Source organism: Demequina aurantiaca, from assembly GCF_050598105.1.
GTDB lineage: Bacteria > Actinomycetota > Actinomycetes > Actinomycetales > Demequinaceae > Demequina > Demequina aurantiaca_A.
Window position 1 is genome coordinate 2,593,340 of the sequence record NZ_CP192436.1, and the last position, 18,046, is coordinate 2,611,385.

17 protein-coding genes are annotated in these 18,046 nt (G+C 67.2%); 9 read left to right on the plus strand and 8 right to left on the minus strand.

Annotated elements, in window-relative coordinates:
- The first annotated feature begins 46 nt into the window (after positions 1 to 46).
- The 8 genes from ACQU6B_RS11915 to ACQU6B_RS11950 all read left to right on the plus strand — a co-directional run bounded on the left by ACQU6B_RS11915 (position 47) and on the right by ACQU6B_RS11950 (position 7,832).
- Positions 47 to 1,738, plus strand: a complete 1,692-nt coding sequence (locus ACQU6B_RS11915) for a nitrite/sulfite reductase (protein ID WP_430869248.1) — start codon at positions 47 to 49, stop codon at positions 1,736 to 1,738.
- Positions 1,735 to 2,442: a phosphoadenylyl-sulfate reductase gene (locus ACQU6B_RS11920; RefSeq protein WP_430867759.1), complete on the plus strand. Its 708-nt coding sequence runs from the start codon at positions 1,735 to 1,737 to the stop codon at positions 2,440 to 2,442. The genes ACQU6B_RS11915 and ACQU6B_RS11920 overlap by 4 nt, the downstream gene beginning before the upstream one ends.
- On the plus strand, positions 2,439 to 3,380 hold the full coding sequence (cysD, locus tag ACQU6B_RS11925; protein ID WP_430867760.1) for a sulfate adenylyltransferase subunit CysD: 942 nt from the start codon (positions 2,439 to 2,441) through the stop codon (positions 3,378 to 3,380). The genes ACQU6B_RS11920 and cysD overlap by 4 nt, the downstream gene beginning before the upstream one ends.
- Positions 3,380 to 4,807, plus strand: coding sequence for a sulfate adenylyltransferase subunit 1 (locus tag ACQU6B_RS11930; protein WP_430867761.1), 1,428 nt, complete (start codon positions 3,380 to 3,382; stop codon positions 4,805 to 4,807). Before cysD ends, ACQU6B_RS11930 begins: the two co-directional genes overlap by 1 nt.
- Positions 4,807 to 5,613 carry an ABC transporter ATP-binding protein gene (locus ACQU6B_RS11935; RefSeq protein WP_430867762.1) on the plus strand — a complete coding sequence of 269 codons (807 nt, stop codon included), beginning with the start codon at positions 4,807 to 4,809 and terminating at the stop codon, positions 5,611 to 5,613. Before ACQU6B_RS11930 ends, ACQU6B_RS11935 begins: the two co-directional genes overlap by 1 nt.
- A complete protein-coding gene (locus ACQU6B_RS11940) occupies positions 5,600 to 6,487 on the plus strand; it encodes an ABC transporter permease (RefSeq protein WP_430867763.1) in 888 nt (295 codons plus the stop codon). Before ACQU6B_RS11935 ends, ACQU6B_RS11940 begins: the two co-directional genes overlap by 14 nt.
- 114 nt (positions 6,488 to 6,601) lie before the next feature.
- A complete protein-coding gene (gene rarD / locus ACQU6B_RS11945) occupies positions 6,602 to 7,555 on the plus strand; it encodes an EamA family transporter RarD (protein WP_430867764.1) in 954 nt (317 codons plus the stop codon).
- A 61-nt stretch (positions 7,556 to 7,616) separates the two neighbouring features.
- Positions 7,617 to 7,832, plus strand: a complete 216-nt coding sequence (locus tag ACQU6B_RS11950) for a hypothetical protein (protein WP_430867765.1) — start codon at positions 7,617 to 7,619, stop codon at positions 7,830 to 7,832.
- On the opposite strand, the gene ACQU6B_RS11955 is transcribed toward ACQU6B_RS11950, so the two are convergent.
- Together ACQU6B_RS11955 and ACQU6B_RS11960 are read right to left on the minus strand one after the other, a co-directional pair.
- Positions 7,829 to 9,448, minus strand: coding sequence for a hypothetical protein (locus ACQU6B_RS11955; protein WP_430867766.1), 1,620 nt, complete (start codon positions 9,446 to 9,448; stop codon positions 7,829 to 7,831). The two genes, ACQU6B_RS11950 and ACQU6B_RS11955, sit on opposite strands and share 4 nt — an antisense overlap.
- Positions 9,445 to 10,020, minus strand: coding sequence for a sigma-70 family RNA polymerase sigma factor (locus tag ACQU6B_RS11960; RefSeq protein ID WP_430867767.1), 576 nt, complete (start codon positions 10,018 to 10,020; stop codon positions 9,445 to 9,447). The genes ACQU6B_RS11955 and ACQU6B_RS11960 overlap by 4 nt, the downstream gene beginning before the upstream one ends.
- A 130-nt stretch (positions 10,021 to 10,150) precedes the next feature.
- Here ACQU6B_RS11960 and ACQU6B_RS11965 point away from each other — a divergent pair, with 130 nt between their 5' ends.
- The gene (locus ACQU6B_RS11965; RefSeq protein ID WP_430867768.1) at positions 10,151 to 10,651 is read left to right on the plus strand and encodes a MepB family protein; all 501 of its coding nucleotides are present in this window, start codon (positions 10,151 to 10,153) and stop codon (positions 10,649 to 10,651) included.
- A 63-nt stretch (positions 10,652 to 10,714) separates the two neighbouring features.
- On the opposite strand, the gene ACQU6B_RS11970 is transcribed toward ACQU6B_RS11965, so the two are convergent.
- Genes ACQU6B_RS11970 through nuoL form a run of 6 tightly spaced genes read right to left on the minus strand, consistent with a single transcriptional unit; the run spans position 10,715 to position 18,045 of the window.
- On the minus strand, positions 10,715 to 11,716 hold the full coding sequence (locus ACQU6B_RS11970; protein WP_430867769.1) for an NAD-dependent epimerase/dehydratase family protein: 1,002 nt from the start codon (positions 11,714 to 11,716) through the stop codon (positions 10,715 to 10,717).
- A 44-nt stretch (positions 11,717 to 11,760) separates the two neighbouring features.
- On the minus strand, positions 11,761 to 12,027 hold the full coding sequence (locus ACQU6B_RS11975) for a hypothetical protein (protein ID WP_430867770.1): 267 nt from the start codon (positions 12,025 to 12,027) through the stop codon (positions 11,761 to 11,763).
- A gap of 17 nt (positions 12,028 to 12,044) precedes the next feature.
- The gene (locus ACQU6B_RS11980) at positions 12,045 to 13,088 is read right to left on the minus strand and encodes a polyprenyl synthetase family protein (protein WP_430867771.1); all 1,044 of its coding nucleotides are present in this window, start codon (positions 13,086 to 13,088) and stop codon (positions 12,045 to 12,047) included.
- Between the two features lie 2 nt (positions 13,089 to 13,090).
- Positions 13,091 to 14,671 carry an NADH-quinone oxidoreductase subunit NuoN gene (nuoN, locus tag ACQU6B_RS11985; RefSeq protein WP_430867772.1) on the minus strand — a complete coding sequence of 527 codons (1,581 nt, stop codon included), beginning with the start codon at positions 14,669 to 14,671 and terminating at the stop codon, positions 13,091 to 13,093.
- Positions 14,668 to 16,161: an NADH-quinone oxidoreductase subunit M gene (locus ACQU6B_RS11990; RefSeq protein ID WP_430867773.1), complete on the minus strand. Its 1,494-nt coding sequence runs from the start codon at positions 16,159 to 16,161 to the stop codon at positions 14,668 to 14,670. The genes nuoN and ACQU6B_RS11990 overlap by 4 nt, the downstream gene beginning before the upstream one ends.
- 3 nt (positions 16,162 to 16,164) lie before the next feature.
- Positions 16,165 to 18,045 (minus strand): NADH-quinone oxidoreductase subunit L, encoded by a 1,881-nt coding sequence (gene nuoL / locus ACQU6B_RS11995; protein WP_430867774.1) that lies wholly within the window; start codon positions 18,043 to 18,045, stop codon positions 16,165 to 16,167.
- Position 18,046: the final 1 nt, after the last annotated feature.

Below are 18,046 nucleotides of genomic sequence, written 5' to 3' on the forward strand. Positions count from 1 at the left end.
GACGGCCGAGGCGGAGGACCGCCGCCGCCACCGCGAGGAGGCGCGACTGATCCGCACCCGGGAGGCATCGGCGCGCAAGAACACGGCCTCGAGGGACGGTCAATGGGCTGCCGGCGACAAGACGCCGCTGAACCCGAACGAGGAGATGAAGGCAGTCGCGGACCCGCTCGAGGTCCGCGAGCGCATCGAGAACCTCTACTCCAAGTGGGGTTTCTGGTCGATTCCCCCCGGAGACCTGCGCGGACGATTCCGCTGGTGGGGCCTGTACACGCAGCGCCGCCAGGGAATTGATGGCGGCAAGACGGCCATCCTCGAGCCGCACCAGCTCGACGACGAATACTTCATGCTCCGCATTCGCTCCGACGGCGGGCAGCTGTCCGTGGCCCAGGCCAGGGAGATCGGCAACCTCTCCGAGGAGTTCGGCCGCGACACCGCAGACGTTTCCGACCGCCAGAACATTCAGCTCCACTGGATCCGCATCGAGGACGTGCCGGAGATCTTCCGCCGCGTCGAGGCAGTCGGCCTGTTCTGCACCGAGGCGTGCGGCGACGTGCCCCGCGTGATCCTCGGCTCCCCCGTGGCTGGCATCGCCAAGGACGAGCTGATCGACCCCACCCCCAACATCAACGAGATCACCGCGCGGTACATCGGCGACCCGCAGTTCACCAACCTGCCTCGCAAGTTCAAGACCGCGATCACGGGCACCCCCGTGCCGGACATCCTGCACGAGGTCCAGGACGTCGCATTCTGCGCCGTGGAGCACCCCGAGCTGGGCATCGGCTACGACCTGTGGGTTGGCGGCGGGCTGTCGATCAACCCCCACCTGGGAATCCGCCTCGGCGTCTTCGTCAAGCCCGAGCAGGTATCAGAGGTGTGGGCCGGAGTCGTGGGCATCTTCCGCGACCACGGCTACCGGCGACTGCGCACCCGCGCGCGCTTGAAGTTCCTTGTCAAGGCCTGGGGTGGCGAGAAGTTCCTCCAGGTACTGCAGGACGACTACCTCGGCTACGCCCTTCCCGAGGGTCCGGCCCCCAAGATCGGCAAGCCCGGTGCCCGTGGGGACCACGTCGGCATCAACGAGCAGCGCGACGGCAACTTCTTTGTGGGCGTCGCCCCGGTCGCGGGACGCATCTCCGGCACCAAGCTGCAGGAGATCGCGAACATCGCCGAGGCCGTCGGCTCCGACCGCATCCGCCTCACCCCGCTGCAGAAGATCCTGGTGCTCGACATCCCCGAGCCCGGCGTCAACGACGTGGTCAACGGCCTGCGCGCGCTGGAGCTCGACGCCAACCCGCGCGAGTTCCACCGCAACGTGATCGCCTGCACCGGCATCGAGTACTGCAAGCTCGCGATCGTGGAGACCAAGGCGACGGCCCGCGAGGTGGTCAAGAAGCTCGACGACATCTTCCCCACGCTCGACACTCCTATAACTGTGCACGTCAACGGCTGCCCCAACTCGTGCGCTCGCGTGCAGACGGCGGACATCGGCTTCAAGGGCCAACTGGTCCTGGACGAGGCGTCCGGCGAGCAGGTCCCCGGCTACCAGGTGCACCTGGGCGGCCGGCTGGGTCGCGGCGACGACAACGACTTCGGTCGCAAGATTCGTGCCCACAAGGTGACGCAGGACGGCATGCCCGACTACGTCGAGCGCGTCACCAAGAACTTCCTCGAGCACCGTACCCAGGACGAGACGTTCTCCGACTGGGCCTTCCGAGCGGAAGAGGAGCTCATCAAGTGACCGCCGACACCACCAAGACCACCGTGTGGAACGCGCAGACCTGCGCCGATGCGAACGAGAGCTTGGCCGGGGCATCGGCCGGGCAGATCGCCGACTGGGCGGTCGCTACCTTCGGCAAGCAGCTGATAGTCGCCGCGTCGATGCAGGACACCATCCTGCCGCACATGTTCGGCGCGCGTCAGGCGGGCACCGACGTGCTGTTCCTGGAGACCGGTTACCACTTCAAGGAGACAATCGCGACTCGTGACGAGGCCGCCAAGAGCTTCCCCATCACGATTGTCAACGCCCTGCCGGCGAAGACCGTCGCTGAGCAGGATGCCGAGTTCGGCAAGGACCTGTTCGCGCGGGATCCCAACCTGTGCTGCTTTATGCGCAAGGTGGACCCGCTCGCGCGCTCGCTCGCGGGCTACGACGCCTGGGTGACCGGCGCGCGCCGCGTGGACGCGGTCACCCGCTCGGAGCTGCCGCTGGTGTCCTGGGACGAGGGCCACGGCCTGGTCAAGATCAACCCCATCGCGGCCTGGACCGACATGGACGTAGAGGTCTACCAAATGACCAACTCCCTACCGCGCAACCCGCTGGTCGCGCAGGGCTTCCCCAGCATCGGCTGCGAGCCGTGCACCAAGAAGGTAGCGCCAGGCGAGGACCCGCGATCGGGTCGCTGGTCCGGCCAGGAGAAGACAGAGTGCGGAATCCACGAATGAGCGAGGAACACGTGACGACAGAACCCGCGACCACCCACGAGCCCACGCGAATGAGCACGCTCGACGCGCTCGAGGCTGAGGGCATCCACATCATCCGCGAGGCCGTGGGCACCGCGCGCAAGCCGGTGCTGCTGTTCAGCGGCGGCAAGGACTCCGTGGTGGTGCTACACCTGGCCACCAAGGCGTTCTGGCCGGGCAAGGTTCCCTTCGAGCTCATGCACGTCGACACCGGGCACAACTTCGACGAGGTGATCGAGTTCCGCGACCGCACCGTCGAGCGCCTCGGCCTGCGCCTGCAGGTCATGAAGGTGCAGGACTACATCGACGACGGTCGCCTGCGCGAGCGCCCCGACGGCACTCGCAATCAGCTGCAGACCGTGCCGCTGCTCGACGGCATCACTCAGCACAAGTACGACGTGGTGTTCGGCGGCGCACGCCGCGACGAGGAGAAGGCCCGCGCCAAGGAGCGCGTCGTGTCGCTGCGCGACGAGTTTGGCGCCTGGGACCCGCGCAACCAGCGCCCCGAGCTCTGGAACCTCTACAACCCACGTCACCTGCCGGGCCAGCACGTGCGCGTGTTCCCCATCAGCAACTGGACCGAGCTGGACGTGTGGCGCTATATCGAGCGCGAGAACCTGGACCTTCCGTCCCTGTACTACTCGCACGATCGCGAGGTGTTCAGCCGCGACGGCATGTGGCTGTCCCCCCACCCCGCCGTGAAGATGCGCGACGGCGAGCAGCTCGAGACTCACGCCGTCCGCTACCGCACCGTGGGAGACGCGTCGTGCACCGGCGCCGTCGAGTCCCCCGCATCATCAATTTCAGACGTCATCGCCGAGGTCGCCTCGACCCGCATCACGGAACGCGGCGCCACGCGCGCCGACGACCGTGTCAGCGAGGCCGCGATGGAAGACCGCAAGAAAGAGGGCTATTTCTAATGAGTAGTGCCACCACCGACCTCGCGCCCGAGTCCGCCGACTCGCGCGTCACCTCACTGCTGCGCTTCGCGACCGCGGGCTCCGTCGACGACGGCAAGTCCACGCTCGTGGGCCGCCTGCTGCATGACACCAAGTCGATCCTCGCGGACGCCTACGAGGCCGTGGAGCGCGTCTCGCGCGACCGCGGGCTCGAGGCCCCCGACCTGGCTCTGCTGACCGACGGCCTGCGCGCCGAGCGCGAGCAGGGCATCACCATCGACGTGGCTTACCGCTACTTCTCCACGCCCAAGCGCACGTTCATCCTCGCGGACTGCCCCGGCCACGTGCAGTACACGCGCAACGCCGTCACCGGCGCCTCCACGGCCGATGCGCTGGTGGTGCTGATCGACGCCCGTTACGGGGTCGTCGAGCAGACCAAGCGCCACCTCGCCGTGGCCGCGCTGCTGCGCGTCCCGCACGTGATCGTCGCCGTCAACAAGATCGACCTTCTCGACTACGCGCAGGGCCCGTTCCGGTCGATCGAGCGACACGTGCAGTCCCACGCCGAGTCGCTGGGGCTGACGAACGTCATCAGCATCCCCGTCAGCGCGCTCGTGGGCGACAACGTCGCCATCCCCTCCACGCTTACCCCCTGGTACGAGGGCCCCACCGTGCTGGACGTGCTGGAGACGGTGCCGTCGATCGACGACGGCGCAGACCTCTACGCCGCCGCGCACAGGCGCGGCGTCAAGCACCCCACCGCGGAGGATGCGGCCGATGCGGAGTCCGGCTGGCGCTTCCCCGTTCAGCTGGTGCTTCGTCCGCAGGACGGCGCGATCAGCCCGGAGTACCGCGAGTACCGCGGCTACGCGGGCCAGGTCGCGGAGGGCACCATTCGGGTCGGCGATCCGGTCACGGTGCTTCCCTCGGGCCGCACCTCGACCATCGCGGGGATCGACACCGCCACCGGCGAACTGACGGAGGCCTTCACCGGGCAGTCCGTCGCGTTGCGCCTGACGGACGAGGTCGACATCGCGCGCGGCGACCTGCTCGCCTTTGGCGACGACGCCCCCAAGGCCGAGCGCCAGTTCCACGCCCACGTGGCGTGGCTGACGGACCGCCCGCTGCGCGTGCGCGACCGCGTCCTGGTCCAGCACGGCACCGCGATGGTGCAGGCCATGGTCACCAGCATCGACGGCATCCTGGACATCTCCCTGCCGGGAGGCACCCTGGACAACTCGATCGCCAAGGGTCACGAGCTGCTGCTCAACGACATCGGCGTGGTGTCCTTCCAGCTCGCCCAGCCGCTCGCGGTGGAGGACTACGGTCGCCACCGTCGCACGGGCGCGTTCTGCCTGATCGACCCCCAGGATGGCAACACCCTGGGAGCCGGCACGGCTCGCGCTCAGGTGCCCGGCACCGCCGAGGACGCGTACGTCAGCATCTAATGAGCTCCCCAGTCACCCTCACCGACGTTGCCCAGCAGTTCTCCGGGCGCGGTCCGGCGCGCCTCGCGCTGGACGGCGTCACCCTGTCCATCGACTCGGGCGACTTTGTCTGCATCGTCGGACCGTCCGGTTGCGGCAAGTCCACCCTGCTTGACCTGGTGGCGGGCCACACCCGGCCAGTGCGTGGCACGGTGGACGTGGGAGGAGCCAAGGTCACGGGCCCCGGGCTGGACCGCGTCATGGTCTTCCAGGAGCACGCGCTGTTCCCTTGGTTGTCGGTGCGCGAGAACGTAGGTTTTGGCCTCAAGAACGCCGGGGTTCCGGCCGACGAGCGCGAGGCCACCGTCACCGAGTGGCTCGCCAAGGTGGGCCTGAGCGATGCCGCGAATCTGCATCCCCACGAGTTGTCCGGCGGAATGCGCCAACGCGCCGCGCTGGCGCGAGCCTTCGCGATGCGGCCGCAGGTGCTGCTCATGGACGAGCCCTTCTCCGCGCTGGACGCCCCCTCGCGTGACCGCCTGCACGTCGAGCTCCAGGAGCTGTGGCAGGAGACCGGCACCACCATCATTTTCGTGACCCACAACGTGCGCGAGGCCGTGGCGCTGGGCTCGCGCGTAGTCGTGCTGTCCTCTGGACCCGGCCACATCATCGGCGAGGTGTCCGTGGGTCTCCAACGCCCGCGCGTGGTCGAGTCCGACCGCGTCGTTTCGCTCGCGCGCGAGGTGCGCGGCCTGCTGGACGCGGCGGATCAGCTAGGCATCTCGGCGCCTCGCGGCGGGGCGGAGGACGGCCATGTCACTATCTGATGCCACCGGCGGCGACCTGTCACCGGCCACCCCGCAGGCGCGCCCATCCGTCTCCCCACCCATCGCTCCGATAGCCCCGGCGCGCGGCGGGCGCTGGAAGAACGGCCTGCCCATCCTGGTGACCGGCCTGGTGATTCTGGCGCTCTGGGCTCTCACCTCGTTCTTCGTAGACACGCTTCCCAGTCCGGACTCCACGGCCCGCGAGCTGGTGCGCATGGCCGAGGACGGGCAGCTGGTCTCCATCTTCGGGCGCGTCACGGCATTCATGGCCATCTGCTTCTCCATAGCCGCGGTTGGTGGCGTCGCGCTGGGGCTCGTCCTGGGCGCTCACCCCACCCTCGACCGCGGGCTGTCTCCGTACCTGGCCGCGCTTCAGGGCATGCCCACCTCGATGTGGATCCCGGTCGCCGCGGTGGTGCTGGGCACCTCCGCCTGGTCGCTCGGCGCGGTCGTCAGCATCGGCGCCATGCCCGCGATCATGCTCGCGACCCGTAGCGCGGTCAAGAGCGTCCCGCCCCTGCTCATCCGGGCCGGGCGCACGTACGGCGCGGACCGCGGGACGCTCATGCGTCACGTGGTCCTCCCGGCGGCCATGCCGGGCATCACCACCGGCCTCGAACTCGGTTGGTCGATCGCGTTCCGTTGCCTCATCGCGGGCGAGATCTTCTCCGGGGTGCTGTCCGGCTCGGGGACGGGCACCGGCATCGGCTCGGTCATCGCCCGCTCTCGCGAGACCGGCAACCTCACGGAGATGATGGCCACCATCATGATCGTGCTCGCGTTCACCATGCTCGTGGACCGCCTGCTGTTCGCGCGGGTTCACCACCGCCTGCGCGTCTCGCGCGGCCTCGTGGACGCCGGCCTGCCCCACTAGCCCACAGGTACCCCGCTCGCTGACTGCGCGCGCGGAGGACCCGGCAGGAACCAGTTGCGGGCCCACTGGCACTGGATTTTGGGGGCCGGTTGCCCTTGATGGTGCGACACTGGCATGGTGAACGAGACCCTCGACAAGCCCGGACTGCTCTACGGCGCCGGCGCGTACCTCATGTGGGGTCTGTTTCCGCTGCTGATGGCGGCGCTCGCGCCCGCGGGCGCGTTCGAGATCACCGCGAACCGAGCCGTCTGGTCGCTGGTGGTGTGCCTGATCTTTGTGGCGTTCATGCGCACCTGGCGTCAGCTGCGGGCAGCGCTCTCCGACCGCAAGGTGGTGCTGACCCTTGCCGCGGCCGGCGGGTTCATCGCCGTGAACTGGCTCCTGTACGTCTACGCGATCATGACGGACCACGTGAACTCCGCGTCTCTGGGCTACTACATCAACCCGCTCTTCACCGTCGCGCTGGGGGTGCTGGTGCTGGGCGAGCGCCTGCGCCGGCTGCAGATGGTCGCGATCGCGATCGGCGTCATCGCCGTGATCGTGATCGGCGTCGGCCTGGGCGAATTTCCCTGGATCTCGCTCGCGCTCGCCACGTCCTTTGGCATCTACGGCCTGATCAAGAAGCGCGTGGGCTCTAAGGTGGATGCGGTCACCGGGCTGACGGTTGAGACGATGGTGCTCACCCCCATCGCGCTCATCGGGCTGTGGATCATCGCCGCCAACAACGGCATGACGTTCCTCCAGCGCGGCTCCGAGGGACTGGGGATTAGTCACGACCTGCTGATGATGTCCACCGGCATCTTCACCGCGGGCGCGCTGATCCTGTTCGCCGCCGGCGCGCGGCGCCTGCCGCTCTATGTCACTGGACTGTTGCAGTACATCGCGCCCACCATGATGTTCATCCTGGCCGTGTGGCACTTCAACGAGCCGATGCCGCCCAGCCGCTGGGCCGGTTTCGCCCTGATCTGGGTAGCACTCATCGTGCTGACCGTGGACGGCTTCCGCTCGCAGTCGCGCAGGAAGATCCCCAAGACCGCCCCCGTGGGCGAGGTCGCCGAGCCGCTTTAGCGCGCAAGCGTGGCGGCGCCCGCGTTTGACGAGGCATGTTCGGGTACGTAGCGTCGTTGATATGCTCCAAAGGACGTCGCGCTCCAAGGTCAAAGAACTGCTGCTCACTTTGCTATTCTTTGGCGCGCTCGCACTTGTGGCGAATGGAATTGTGTGGCTGACCGGTTGGCACCTGCTGTATGTGCTAGTCGCCGTGTACGCGGTCGGCATCTTGATCCAGCGCGGATGGAAGTCCCGGGGTGCGCGGCACGAGCAAGCTGAGGGCCAGACGTCCTAGTTCGGGAGCAACGCGGGGTCTACATCCTCAGGGAGACAAGTCGGCTCCGGGATGTCGTTCGCGTCGTAGGTCGACACGATCGAGAACGTGCCTCCGTCGGGCAGCCCGCTCACGCGCATCTCCACTCGTGTGGCACCTTGCCCCTCGTCGGCCGAAGGCGCCGGATCACCGTCCTCCAGGCGCGTGGTCGTGACTTCCTCATCGGACGTGATGATGACATCAGTCACGGCGCCGTTGGGCACCGAGCCGGGTAAGTACCCTGTGCCGCCCGCGTTGATCGCGATGTCGAACGTCGACGCCAACGCATTAACGTCAATACCATCGGGCACCTCCAGTGGAACCTCAGTGGTCCAGCCGTATCCAGCCAGGTTGGGCGTGGCCCCGTCCCAACGACTGCCCCCGCTTCCGCCGTTCGCGAAGTGGTCGACTACCCATGCGCTTTCGTGCTCGCCCGGATAGAGCGGGTCCAGGTTTGCCACTTCGAAACCGCCATGCGCGTCGTCAAGCCTAAAGGCGCCCTCCTCATCCAGGGTCGCCAGAACATAGGTGCCGTCAGGGAAAACGGCGACGACCTTCTGGCGCTCGGTGCCGGGCCGGAGGTCGACGTATGTTCGATAGCTGTACGTGGGTGCCGCCAGTGAGTCCGGGTTGATGGGCAGGTACGGATTGATCTCGCACCCCTGCGTGCCTGTGGGATCGGGGATTGGCGTCGCGTCAACACTGCTGGTGAGGCAGGTGAGCTCGGGAATGTTGTTCGCGTCGAAGGTCGACACGATTGAGAACGTCTCGCCGTCGGGCAGACCGCTCACCCGCATCTCGACCCGGGATGCTCCTTCAATCTCATCGGGCGTAGGCGAGTAGTCCCCCTCGCTTAGATGTGCGGTCGAGATTGTGCCATTTGACGTCACCAGAAGGTCCGTGACTGCGCTGTCTGACAGCCACCCCTGCCATCCACCACCGCTACCGCCATTGATAGAAAGATCAAAGGTCGATGACAATCCCGGCAGGTCGATATCTTTTGGCACGTAGTCAGGGACTGTTGTCGTCCAGCCGTATCCGACTAAGTATGGATTCACGCCATCCCAGATGCCCCCGCCGCGAGACGAAGGGGTGTGCCAGTCCAACACCATCGCACTGTCGCTGAGATACATTTCGCCGCTACTAGTGCTGGCCACTACGTAGTCCTCACCTTCGTAGTTGATGACATACTCGCCGCTCGAACTCGGCGTGAGGTCTACGTACTTGCCGTCCTGATACACGACTACGACCTTGGGATCGGCAGTGTCGGGTCGAAGGTCGACGTACGCCCGGAACATGAAGGGGGCATCCCCCAGCGATGCGGGGCTAGGCGGCAGGTAAGGATTGATCTCGCAGCCCTGCGTGCCCGCGGGCGCCGCCATACCGTCGCGCACTCCCGGCACGGCCCACGCCGCGACACCCACGGCACCGATGGCGAGCGCGGAGCCCGCACCAAACCCCGCCGCGCGGACGTTGCGACGGCGGCGGATCGACTTCACGGCGCCCTGCTCGAACTCCTCGCCGAGCCCACCGGACCGGGCCAGCGCATCGGCGTGGCTCCTGAAGCCCTCGTTGAACATGTCGTGAATCTGCGTCATGACTTCTTCCCTTCGTGCACGGAGACCACGTCGGCACGCTCGCGCGGGTCGTCCCAGTCCTCGGTGATGTCCAACTCCTGTGCCAGGTGGACCCTGGCGTTGGCGAGGTAGCGCTTGACGGTGCCGTCAGCGAGCCCCAACTGCGCGGCGACCTGCGCGACCGTGAGGTCGTCGAAGTACCTGAGCACCACGCACACCTGCTCGCGCGGGGAGAGGGTCCTGAGCGCCCGGCGCAGGTCTACGCCCGCGTCCAGGTCCGATACCTCCTGCGGGCGCTCGTAGGAGCGGTTCATCGCCCTGCGACGCGCGGCGGCGGACCTGGTGCGGTCGATCACGATGCTCGGCATCGCCTTGCGCACGTAGGCGTGCGCCTCGTTCAACGAGCCGATGCTGCGGCGCTTGGAGAACGTCTTGACGATGGCGTCGTGGACCAGGTCCTCGGCGTCGCCGTCGCGGCCCACCAGCATCGCGCCGTACGCGACGAGTTGCGGTCCGCGGTCGCGGATCAACTCGTCCACCAGCGGTTGCCAGTTGCCCATGTGCTCACCCCAATTTGTGTTGCTCTTACCCATTGAACGGGACTCGGCACGCAAACGTTGTAGTCGGTTCCGGAACTCGCCGGACGAGGTGACTGGCCACGGCCTCCCCGGCGGTCGGTACGATCAGCCCAGTACGTGCGACCCGCGTCCCCAAGGAGCAGTAGTGACAGGCAGCCTCGAGAGCTTCGCGCAGCGGGCACTGGTCCCCGCTGGCATCGAGTACGCCGTCGCGCCGGAGCCGGACAACGCCGCGTACTCGGCGGCCGTCCTGACCGTTGGCACGGTGCGGCTCAGGGTTCGCGAGGCCCGCGTGACCCCCACCAAGCCCGGCGCTTTCGTGTCCGTGTGGCGCCGCGCGCCCGACGGCGGCACCGAACCCTTTCCCGCGGCCGATGCCGAGGCAGGCGTGCTCGTGTTTGTCGCCGAGGCGGCCCACACCGGGGTCTTCCACTTCACGCCCGCCCACCTGGCGGAACTTGGGGTCGTCAGCACCGACTCCGCGCCGGGCAAGCGCGGCTTCCGGGTGTACCCACCGTGGTGCCATCACCTGAACCCGCAGGCGACCCGCGCGCAGCGGGCCCAGGCGTCAGCGTTCATCGACCTCGCCGAGGGCGAGAACGACGTCACCGCGTCCGAACTCCTGCTTCGCCTCGGCTTGAAATAGCGACTTGCCCACCGCATCGGGTCTGGGTCGATCCGCGTTTACGCGCTCGACGGTGTAGGTCCGTTAGCGGGTTTCCCAGCGGTCGATCAGGAAGGTCTCCTCGCCGCGCGTGAGACCTGCCTCGCGCTCCCGGTCAAACCCGCGCTCACGCTCGTCCTCGATGCAGTCCGCGAGGGTGTCCCGGAGCGGGCGTCGAGTCATGCCCGCGTCCAGTGCTGCCTGTCCCGACAGGTACATCGTGCCGTCGGTGGGGATGTCTCCGGGGTGCCACCACGGCAGGGACCGCTCGCCGCTGGACGTGTTCACGCTCTGGTGGATCAACCACTGCGAGGTCGGTGTGACCACGTCCCCGGTGTGGCCGCCCACGCTGCGCGCTAGCGCGATGAAGTCGGCGAACGAGATGTCCTCGCCCACGGCGTTGACAGGTCCGGTGAGGCCGGCCGCGATGGAGTCCAGGACCCACTCGCTGAAGTCGCGCACGTCGAGCGCGCGTACATTCAGGTCGGGGTTGTCAGGCACCAGCACCGGGCCCTCACCCGCGGTGTGGAAGCGCGCGGGCCAGTAACTGAAGCGGTCGGTGGGATCCCCTGGGCCGGCAAGGATGCCCGGTCGCGGAGTGAAAAGACGGTCGCCCACCGCGTCGCGGGTGACCTGCTCGCTGGCCACCTTCGCGGGTCCGTAGACGCTCATGTCCGCCCGGCTGCCCGCGAGCAACCGCGGCAACAGTCGCGCGGTCTCGTCGGAACCCACGGGGCTGCCCGGCGCATACGCGGAGATCGACGAGATGTACGTCCAGTGCTTGGCTCGCTCGCCGAGCGTTTGCGCTGCGGCCTGCACCCAGGCGGGCTGCCAGCTCACCTCGATGACCGAATCCCAGTCTTGGTCCTTGACCATGCGGTAGGCGTCGACGCCGCGACGGTCGGCACGGATGAGCCGCGCCCCCTCGGGGACGTCGCCAGATTCACCCCGCGCCAGGCAGGTGACGGCGTCACCGCGCGAAAGGGACAACTCTGCAAGGGTGCGGCCCAGCCACTGGGTGCCGCCGAGGATCAGTACGTTTGCCATGCGTCCATTCAACACTGCCCTGGACTGGGGCGGCACCAAAGCGACTAACTGAGGTCGGGAGCCTGCGGCGGAATGGGTCTCTGATACTTGAGGAGCTTGCCCTCTCGCGAGACCTTGATCGCGAAGGGAATCAGCGCCAGCAGGTACACCAGCACCATCCCCAGCAGCACCCACAGGACAGTCGGCTGCCACAGCATGAGGGGGATCGCCAGCACGCCGACGAGCAGCACCATCACGATCGCGCCGAGCGCGAGGCCCTGAAAGCGGCGCACCGAACGCTCAAACTCGCCCTCGCCCTGAGGGAACAGCATCCGTTCGCCGGCCATAATCAGGCGGCGCGCGCGACGAGAGCCTGCGCGAACGTTACCAGCGCGCTCTTGACGTCGCCCTCAGGCAGGTTAGCGATGGACTCGATGGCCTGGTCGCTCCAGCTGCGTGCGAGCACGGCGGTCTGGTCGACGACGGGGTGCACGGACAGCTTCTCGACGACTGCGGCGAGCGCCGCGTCTGCGGTCAGGTCCCCGTCGATCTCCGCCAGTAGTGCCCGGTCGCTCTCTAGCGTCGCCGCGTCGAGCGGGATACGTTCCCCACCCAACTCGGCCGGAGCATCGGCGCCCGTCGCGACGCGGGCGCGCAGCAGCAGCACCGGCATAGTGGGAACCCGCTCGCGCAGGTCGGTGCCGGGGGTCTTGCCGGTGGTCTCAGCATCGGAACGCACGTCAATCACGTCGTCAGCGAGCTGGAAGGCGATGCCTGCGAGTTCTCCGTAGTTGGTGACCTGCTCCACGATGGCGGACTCGCAGCCGGCGAACATCGCGCCGAAGCGCGCGGAGGTAGCTATTAGCGATCCGGTCTTGTCCGCTAGCACCTGAATATAGTGCGCGGTGGGGTCCTCGCCCTCGACGGGGCCAACCGTCTCGTGCAGCTGCCCGATGCACAGGCGTTCAAAGGTAATCGCCTGGATGCGGACCGCGTCCGGGCCCAGGCCTGCCACCACTCGAGAGGCCCGCGCGAACAACAGGTCGCCGGTGAGGATGGCCACCGAGTTGCCCCAGACCTCGTGCGCCGCGGGCGCGCCGCGACGGGTGGGAGCCGAGTCCATGACGTCGTCGTGATACAGCGTCGCGAGGTGGGTCAGCTCGGCCACCACTGCGGCCTCGACCACCTCGGGCCGCGTGCCGTCGCCCAGCTGCGCGGTCAGCAGTGCGAGCATCGGCCGCAGTCGCTTTCCGCCCGCGTCAACCAGGTGTCGGCTGGTCGCGTCGGCCAGGGCATCGGACTGCGTGACGGCGTCTCGCAGCCTCTCCTCGACGATTGCCAGTCGGGGCTGGATCACCGCATCGAGTGCGCTGTTTCCGATGGGGAGGGCCATGACTAGCTAGCTACGTTCGCCAGCAACACGGCCGCGTCGTTGGCCGCGTCCAGGAACCATCCCGGCAGGATGCCGAGCACCAGGACGAGGGCGACGGTCACGATGACCACCACGCGGGCGAGCGGCGAGTAGTCCACCTGGATGGAGTCCTCAGCGCCCTCCGGCACGTCGGTGAAGAACATCAGGATGATCAACCGGACGTAGAAGAACACGGATGCCGCCGACGCGATGACGGCGATCAGGACCAGCGGCCAAGCGCCGCCATCGATTGCCGCGCTGAACGCCACGAACTTGCCGATGAAGCCTGCCGTCAGCGGGATACCCGCGAACGAGAGCAGGAACAACGCCATGGCTCCGGCCAGGAACGGGGAGCGCTTGCCCAACCCGGCCCACTGGCCGAGCCTGGTGGCCTCGCTGCCGATCGCGCCGTCCTCGGTGCGCTCGCGCACCTGGGTGACGACCGCGAAGGCGCCGACAGTAGCGACGCCGTACATCAGCAGGTAGACGGGCAGCGCGCTAAGGGCCATCGACGAGAATCCGCCGAACGCCACCAGGATGAACCCGGCGTGCGCGATGGACGAGTAGGCGAGCATGCGCTTGATCTCGGTCTGCACGAGCGCCACCACGGTGCCCACAACCATCGACGCGATCGCGACGGTCCAGAACAGCCAGGACAGTTCCCAGCCGAGCGTGTAGAACGTCGTGTAGACGATGCGCAGCAGCGCGGCGGCAGCCGCCGCCTTGGTCGCGGCGGCCATGAAGGCCGTCACCGACGTGGGTGCGCCCTGGTAGGCGTCCGGCGTCCACGCGTGGAACGGCACCGCGCCCAGCTTGAAGAACAGGCCCGAGATGACCATGACCGCTCCGGTGAGCAGCAGCGGGTCGGTGGTGGCGGTCGCCTGAATGACGGCGGCAACTCCGCTGTACGACGACTCACCGGTCGCCCCGTACAGGAGCGCTACGCCGAACAGGTAGAACGCGGAGGAGAACGCGCCCAGCAGGAAGTACTTCAGCGACGCCTCGTGAGAGAGCAGGCGCCTACGCCTGGACAGCGCCACCATGATGTACAGGGGCAGCGAGAACACCTCGAGCGCGACGAACAGGAAGATGAAGTCGGTCACCGAGGTGAACAGCATCATGCCGCCGACGGCGAACAGCCCGAGGGAGAACACCTCCGTCAGCTCGAAGCCCTTGCGACGCGCGATGGTCTCTTCCTGCGAGCCGGGCACGGAGGCGCCGAGCGGCGTGAAGCCGGACTCGCCCGAAGACGTGCGGCTCGCGAAGAGCATGACGCCGAAGATGCCCATCACCAGGATGATGATCTGCCAGAGCAGCGCCTGGCGATCGACCGTGATCATGCCGTCCATCACGACGGTGCCAGCGCCGTCGAGCGTGGCCCACTGCACTACAGCGGCACCGACCGCGAGCAGGAGCGCGCCGATCGCAAGCAGGAACTGCACCACACGACGGGTCGCGGGCGTACGGATGAAGGCCTCGAGCAGCACGCCGAGCGCGGCCGCCCCGAAGACGATCAGCATGGGCAGCATGGGCGCCCAATTAATAGTGGGGGTCACGAAGGTCATTGACCGGCCTCCTCAACACTCACGATGGACACAATGTCTTGGGCGGGATCCCGCAGGTAGTTGATGGCGATCGCGGGGAAGAAGCCCAGGATCACCATGACCGCGATAAGCGGCCAGGCCACCAGCCGCTCGCGCAGGCTGAGCTCGCGGGTCTTCTCGAGACCCTTGCGCGTGGGCCCGGCAAATACCCGCTGGTACAGCCACAGAATGTAGATCGCGGCGAGGACCACGCCCAGCGTGGCGAAGGCCACGGCGACGGGCACCGCGCCCCACGCACCGATCAGCACCAGGATCTCGGAGATGAACGGAGATAGACCCGGAAGGCCCAACGCGCTCAGTCCGATGATCAGGAACGTTCCGGCAAAGATGGGGACGACCTTCTGGAGTCCGCCGAACTCGCTGATGTTCGCCGTCCCGTGGCGCACGATCAGGAAGCCGACCACGAAGAACAGCGCGGCCGTGGAGATGCCGTGGTTGAACATGTACAGCGAGGCGCCCTCGATGGAGGTCTGCTGGAAAGCGAAGATGCCGAGCACCATGATGCCGAAGTGGCTGATCGAGGTGAAGGCCACCAGGCGGAGCATGTTCTCCTGGCCGATTGCCAGCAGCGCGCCGTACAGGATCGACAGCACCGCGAACACGATGATGACGGGGGCTGCCCAACGTGCGGCCTCCGGGAAGAGGACCACGCACAGCGTGAGCATCCCGAACGTACCGATCTTGTCGAGCACCGCTACAAGGAGCGCGGTGGTGCCGACGCGGGCCGTCTCGGCGACGTCCGGCAGCCACGTGTGCACCGGGAACATCGGCGCCTTGATCGCGAAGGCGAGGAAGAACGCGAGGAAGATCAGCCGCTCGGTGGTGGTCGCCAGGTCGAGGCCGGTGAGGTTGTCCGTGAGGAAGCCCTGTTCGCCACCGGGTCCCTGGAAGTAAAGGGCGATGACGCCGACGAGCATGATGAGCCCGCCCACGAGCGAGAAGATCAGGAACTTCACCGCGGCGTAGCGGCGCTGTAGCCCGCCAAACATGCCGATGAGGAAGTAGACCGGGATCAGCATGGCCTCGAACATCGCGTAGAACAGGAAGACGTCGCGGGCGACGAAGATTCCCACCATGAAGGCCTGGCTCAGCAGGATCAGCGCGAGGTAGTTGGTGCGCTTCTTGAGGTCGGTGTCCTCGCGCCAGCCGGCCACGATGGCCACCGGGGTGAGGATCACGGCGAGCAGGACCATCGACAGGCCGATGCCGTTGATGCCGAGCGCCCAGGACGTGCCGATCTGCGGAATCCAACTGTGGAGCTCCGCGAACTGGAAGGCGCCGGCCGCGTCGCGGTCGAATTGTAGGAACATGACGGCTGCCAGCAGCAGCTCGATCACGGTAATGCCGAGCGCGATTTCGCGCACCCGGCCACGGGCCGATGCGGGTAGCGCCCACAGCACCGCCGCGCCAACGGCGGGCAGCACTACGAGGACAGTCAGGAACGGAAACATGGTTTAGAGACCTCCCTGGACCACAATAATGACGAGTATGACCAGGCCGACGAGCATCGTCGCGGCGTAACCGCGCACCTGGCCCGTCTGCAACTTACGGGTAGCTTCACCGGTCTTGGCGACGCCGGCCGCGGTGCCGTTGACGGCTCCGTCGACCACTGCCGCGTCCGCGTACACGAGCGTGCGAGTCAGGTGCTGACCCGGACGCTGGAACACGGCACGGTTGACCGAATCCTGGAACATGTCGTTCCGGGCGGCGATCGTGGCCAGCGAGGCAGCGGGCGGCTCGGTGGGGACGTCGACCGCGCCGTACCGGCGCCATGCCCAGAAGATGGACAGGAACACCAGCGCGAGCGTGAGCGCGATGATCATGTTCTCCGGGATGACGGGCTCGCCGTGCTCGGCGTGGCCGGTCACAGGCTCGAGCCAGTTAACGAACCGGTTGCCGCTTGCCAGAATCAGGCCAATGAAGGCCGCGCCGAAGCCGAGCACGATCATCGGAATCAGCATGATGCGAGGCGACTCGTGCGGGTGCTGGTCGTCCTCCCAGCGCGCCTTGCCGTGGAACGTCATGAAGAACATGCGCGACATGTAGAACGCGGTGAGCCCGGCGCCCAGGAGCGCTGCGCCACCGAAGACCCATGGCTGCCAGCCCTCGCCGATAAACGCGGTCTCGATGATCTTGTCCTTGGAGAAGTAGCCGGAGAAGGGCGGAATGCCCATGATGGCGAGCCAGCCGGCGCCGAAGGTGATCCAGGTGACGATCATGGCGCCGCGCAGCGCGCCGAAGCGACGCATGTCGAGGCGGTCCTTCATGCCGTGCATGACCGAGCCGGCGCCGAGGAACATGGTCGCCTTGTAGAAGCCGTGCGCGACCAGCAGGAAGATGGAGAACGCGTAGCCGATGGGCCCCAGGCCCGCGCCGAGCATCATGTAGCCCACCTGGGACATGGTCGACCCGGCGAGCGCCTTCTTGATGTCGTCCTTGGCGAGCGCGATGACGGCACCGAGCAGCAGCGTGAAGGCACCGATCGAGGCGACCACGACGCGCGCGGTGGGCGTCGCGTTGAAAATGTCCGCGGACCGGACGATCAGGTAGACACCGGCGGTCACCATGGTGGCGGCGTGGATGAGCGCGGACACCGGGGTGGGGCCAGCCATCGCGTCGCCGAGCCAGGACTGCAGCGGGAACTGTGCGGACTTTCCGGCCGCGGCGAACAGCAGCGTCAGGCCGATGGCCGTGATCATGGCGGGCGAGGCGTTGGAGACGTTGTCGAACACGGTCGCGAAGTCCACGCTGCCGAAGGTCGCGAACATCAGGCCCATCGCGATGATGAGCCCCATGTCGCCGACGCGGTTGACGACGAACGCCTTCTTGGCCGCGGTCGCGTACTCGGGATTGAAGTTCCAGAACCCGATCAGCAGGTACGACGCGAGGCCGACGCCCTCCCAGCCCACGAACAGCAGCAGGAAGGAGTCCGCCAGAACCAGCAGCAGCATCGAGGCGATGAACAGGTTGAGGTACGCGAAGAAGATGCGGCGGTTCTTGTCCGTCGCCATGTAGCCAACGGAGTAGATGTGAATGAACGTGCCGACGAACGTGATGAGCAGGACGAAGGTGAGCGACAGCGGGTCAACCAGCAGCCCGGCGTCGAGCTGGAAGTCTCCGCCCGGAATCCAGTCGAACAGGTGCACGTTGACGATGCGGTCGTCGGACGGCCTGGAGACAATCTGCAGGAAGATGACGAGGCCGATGACGAACGAGAGGGACGACGCCCCCACGCTCACCCAGTGTCCCCAGGAGTTGGCTCGCTTGCCGAGCAGGATCAGCACGAACGCGCTGACCAATGGCACGGCAATCAAGAGCCAGGACAAATCCAGCATG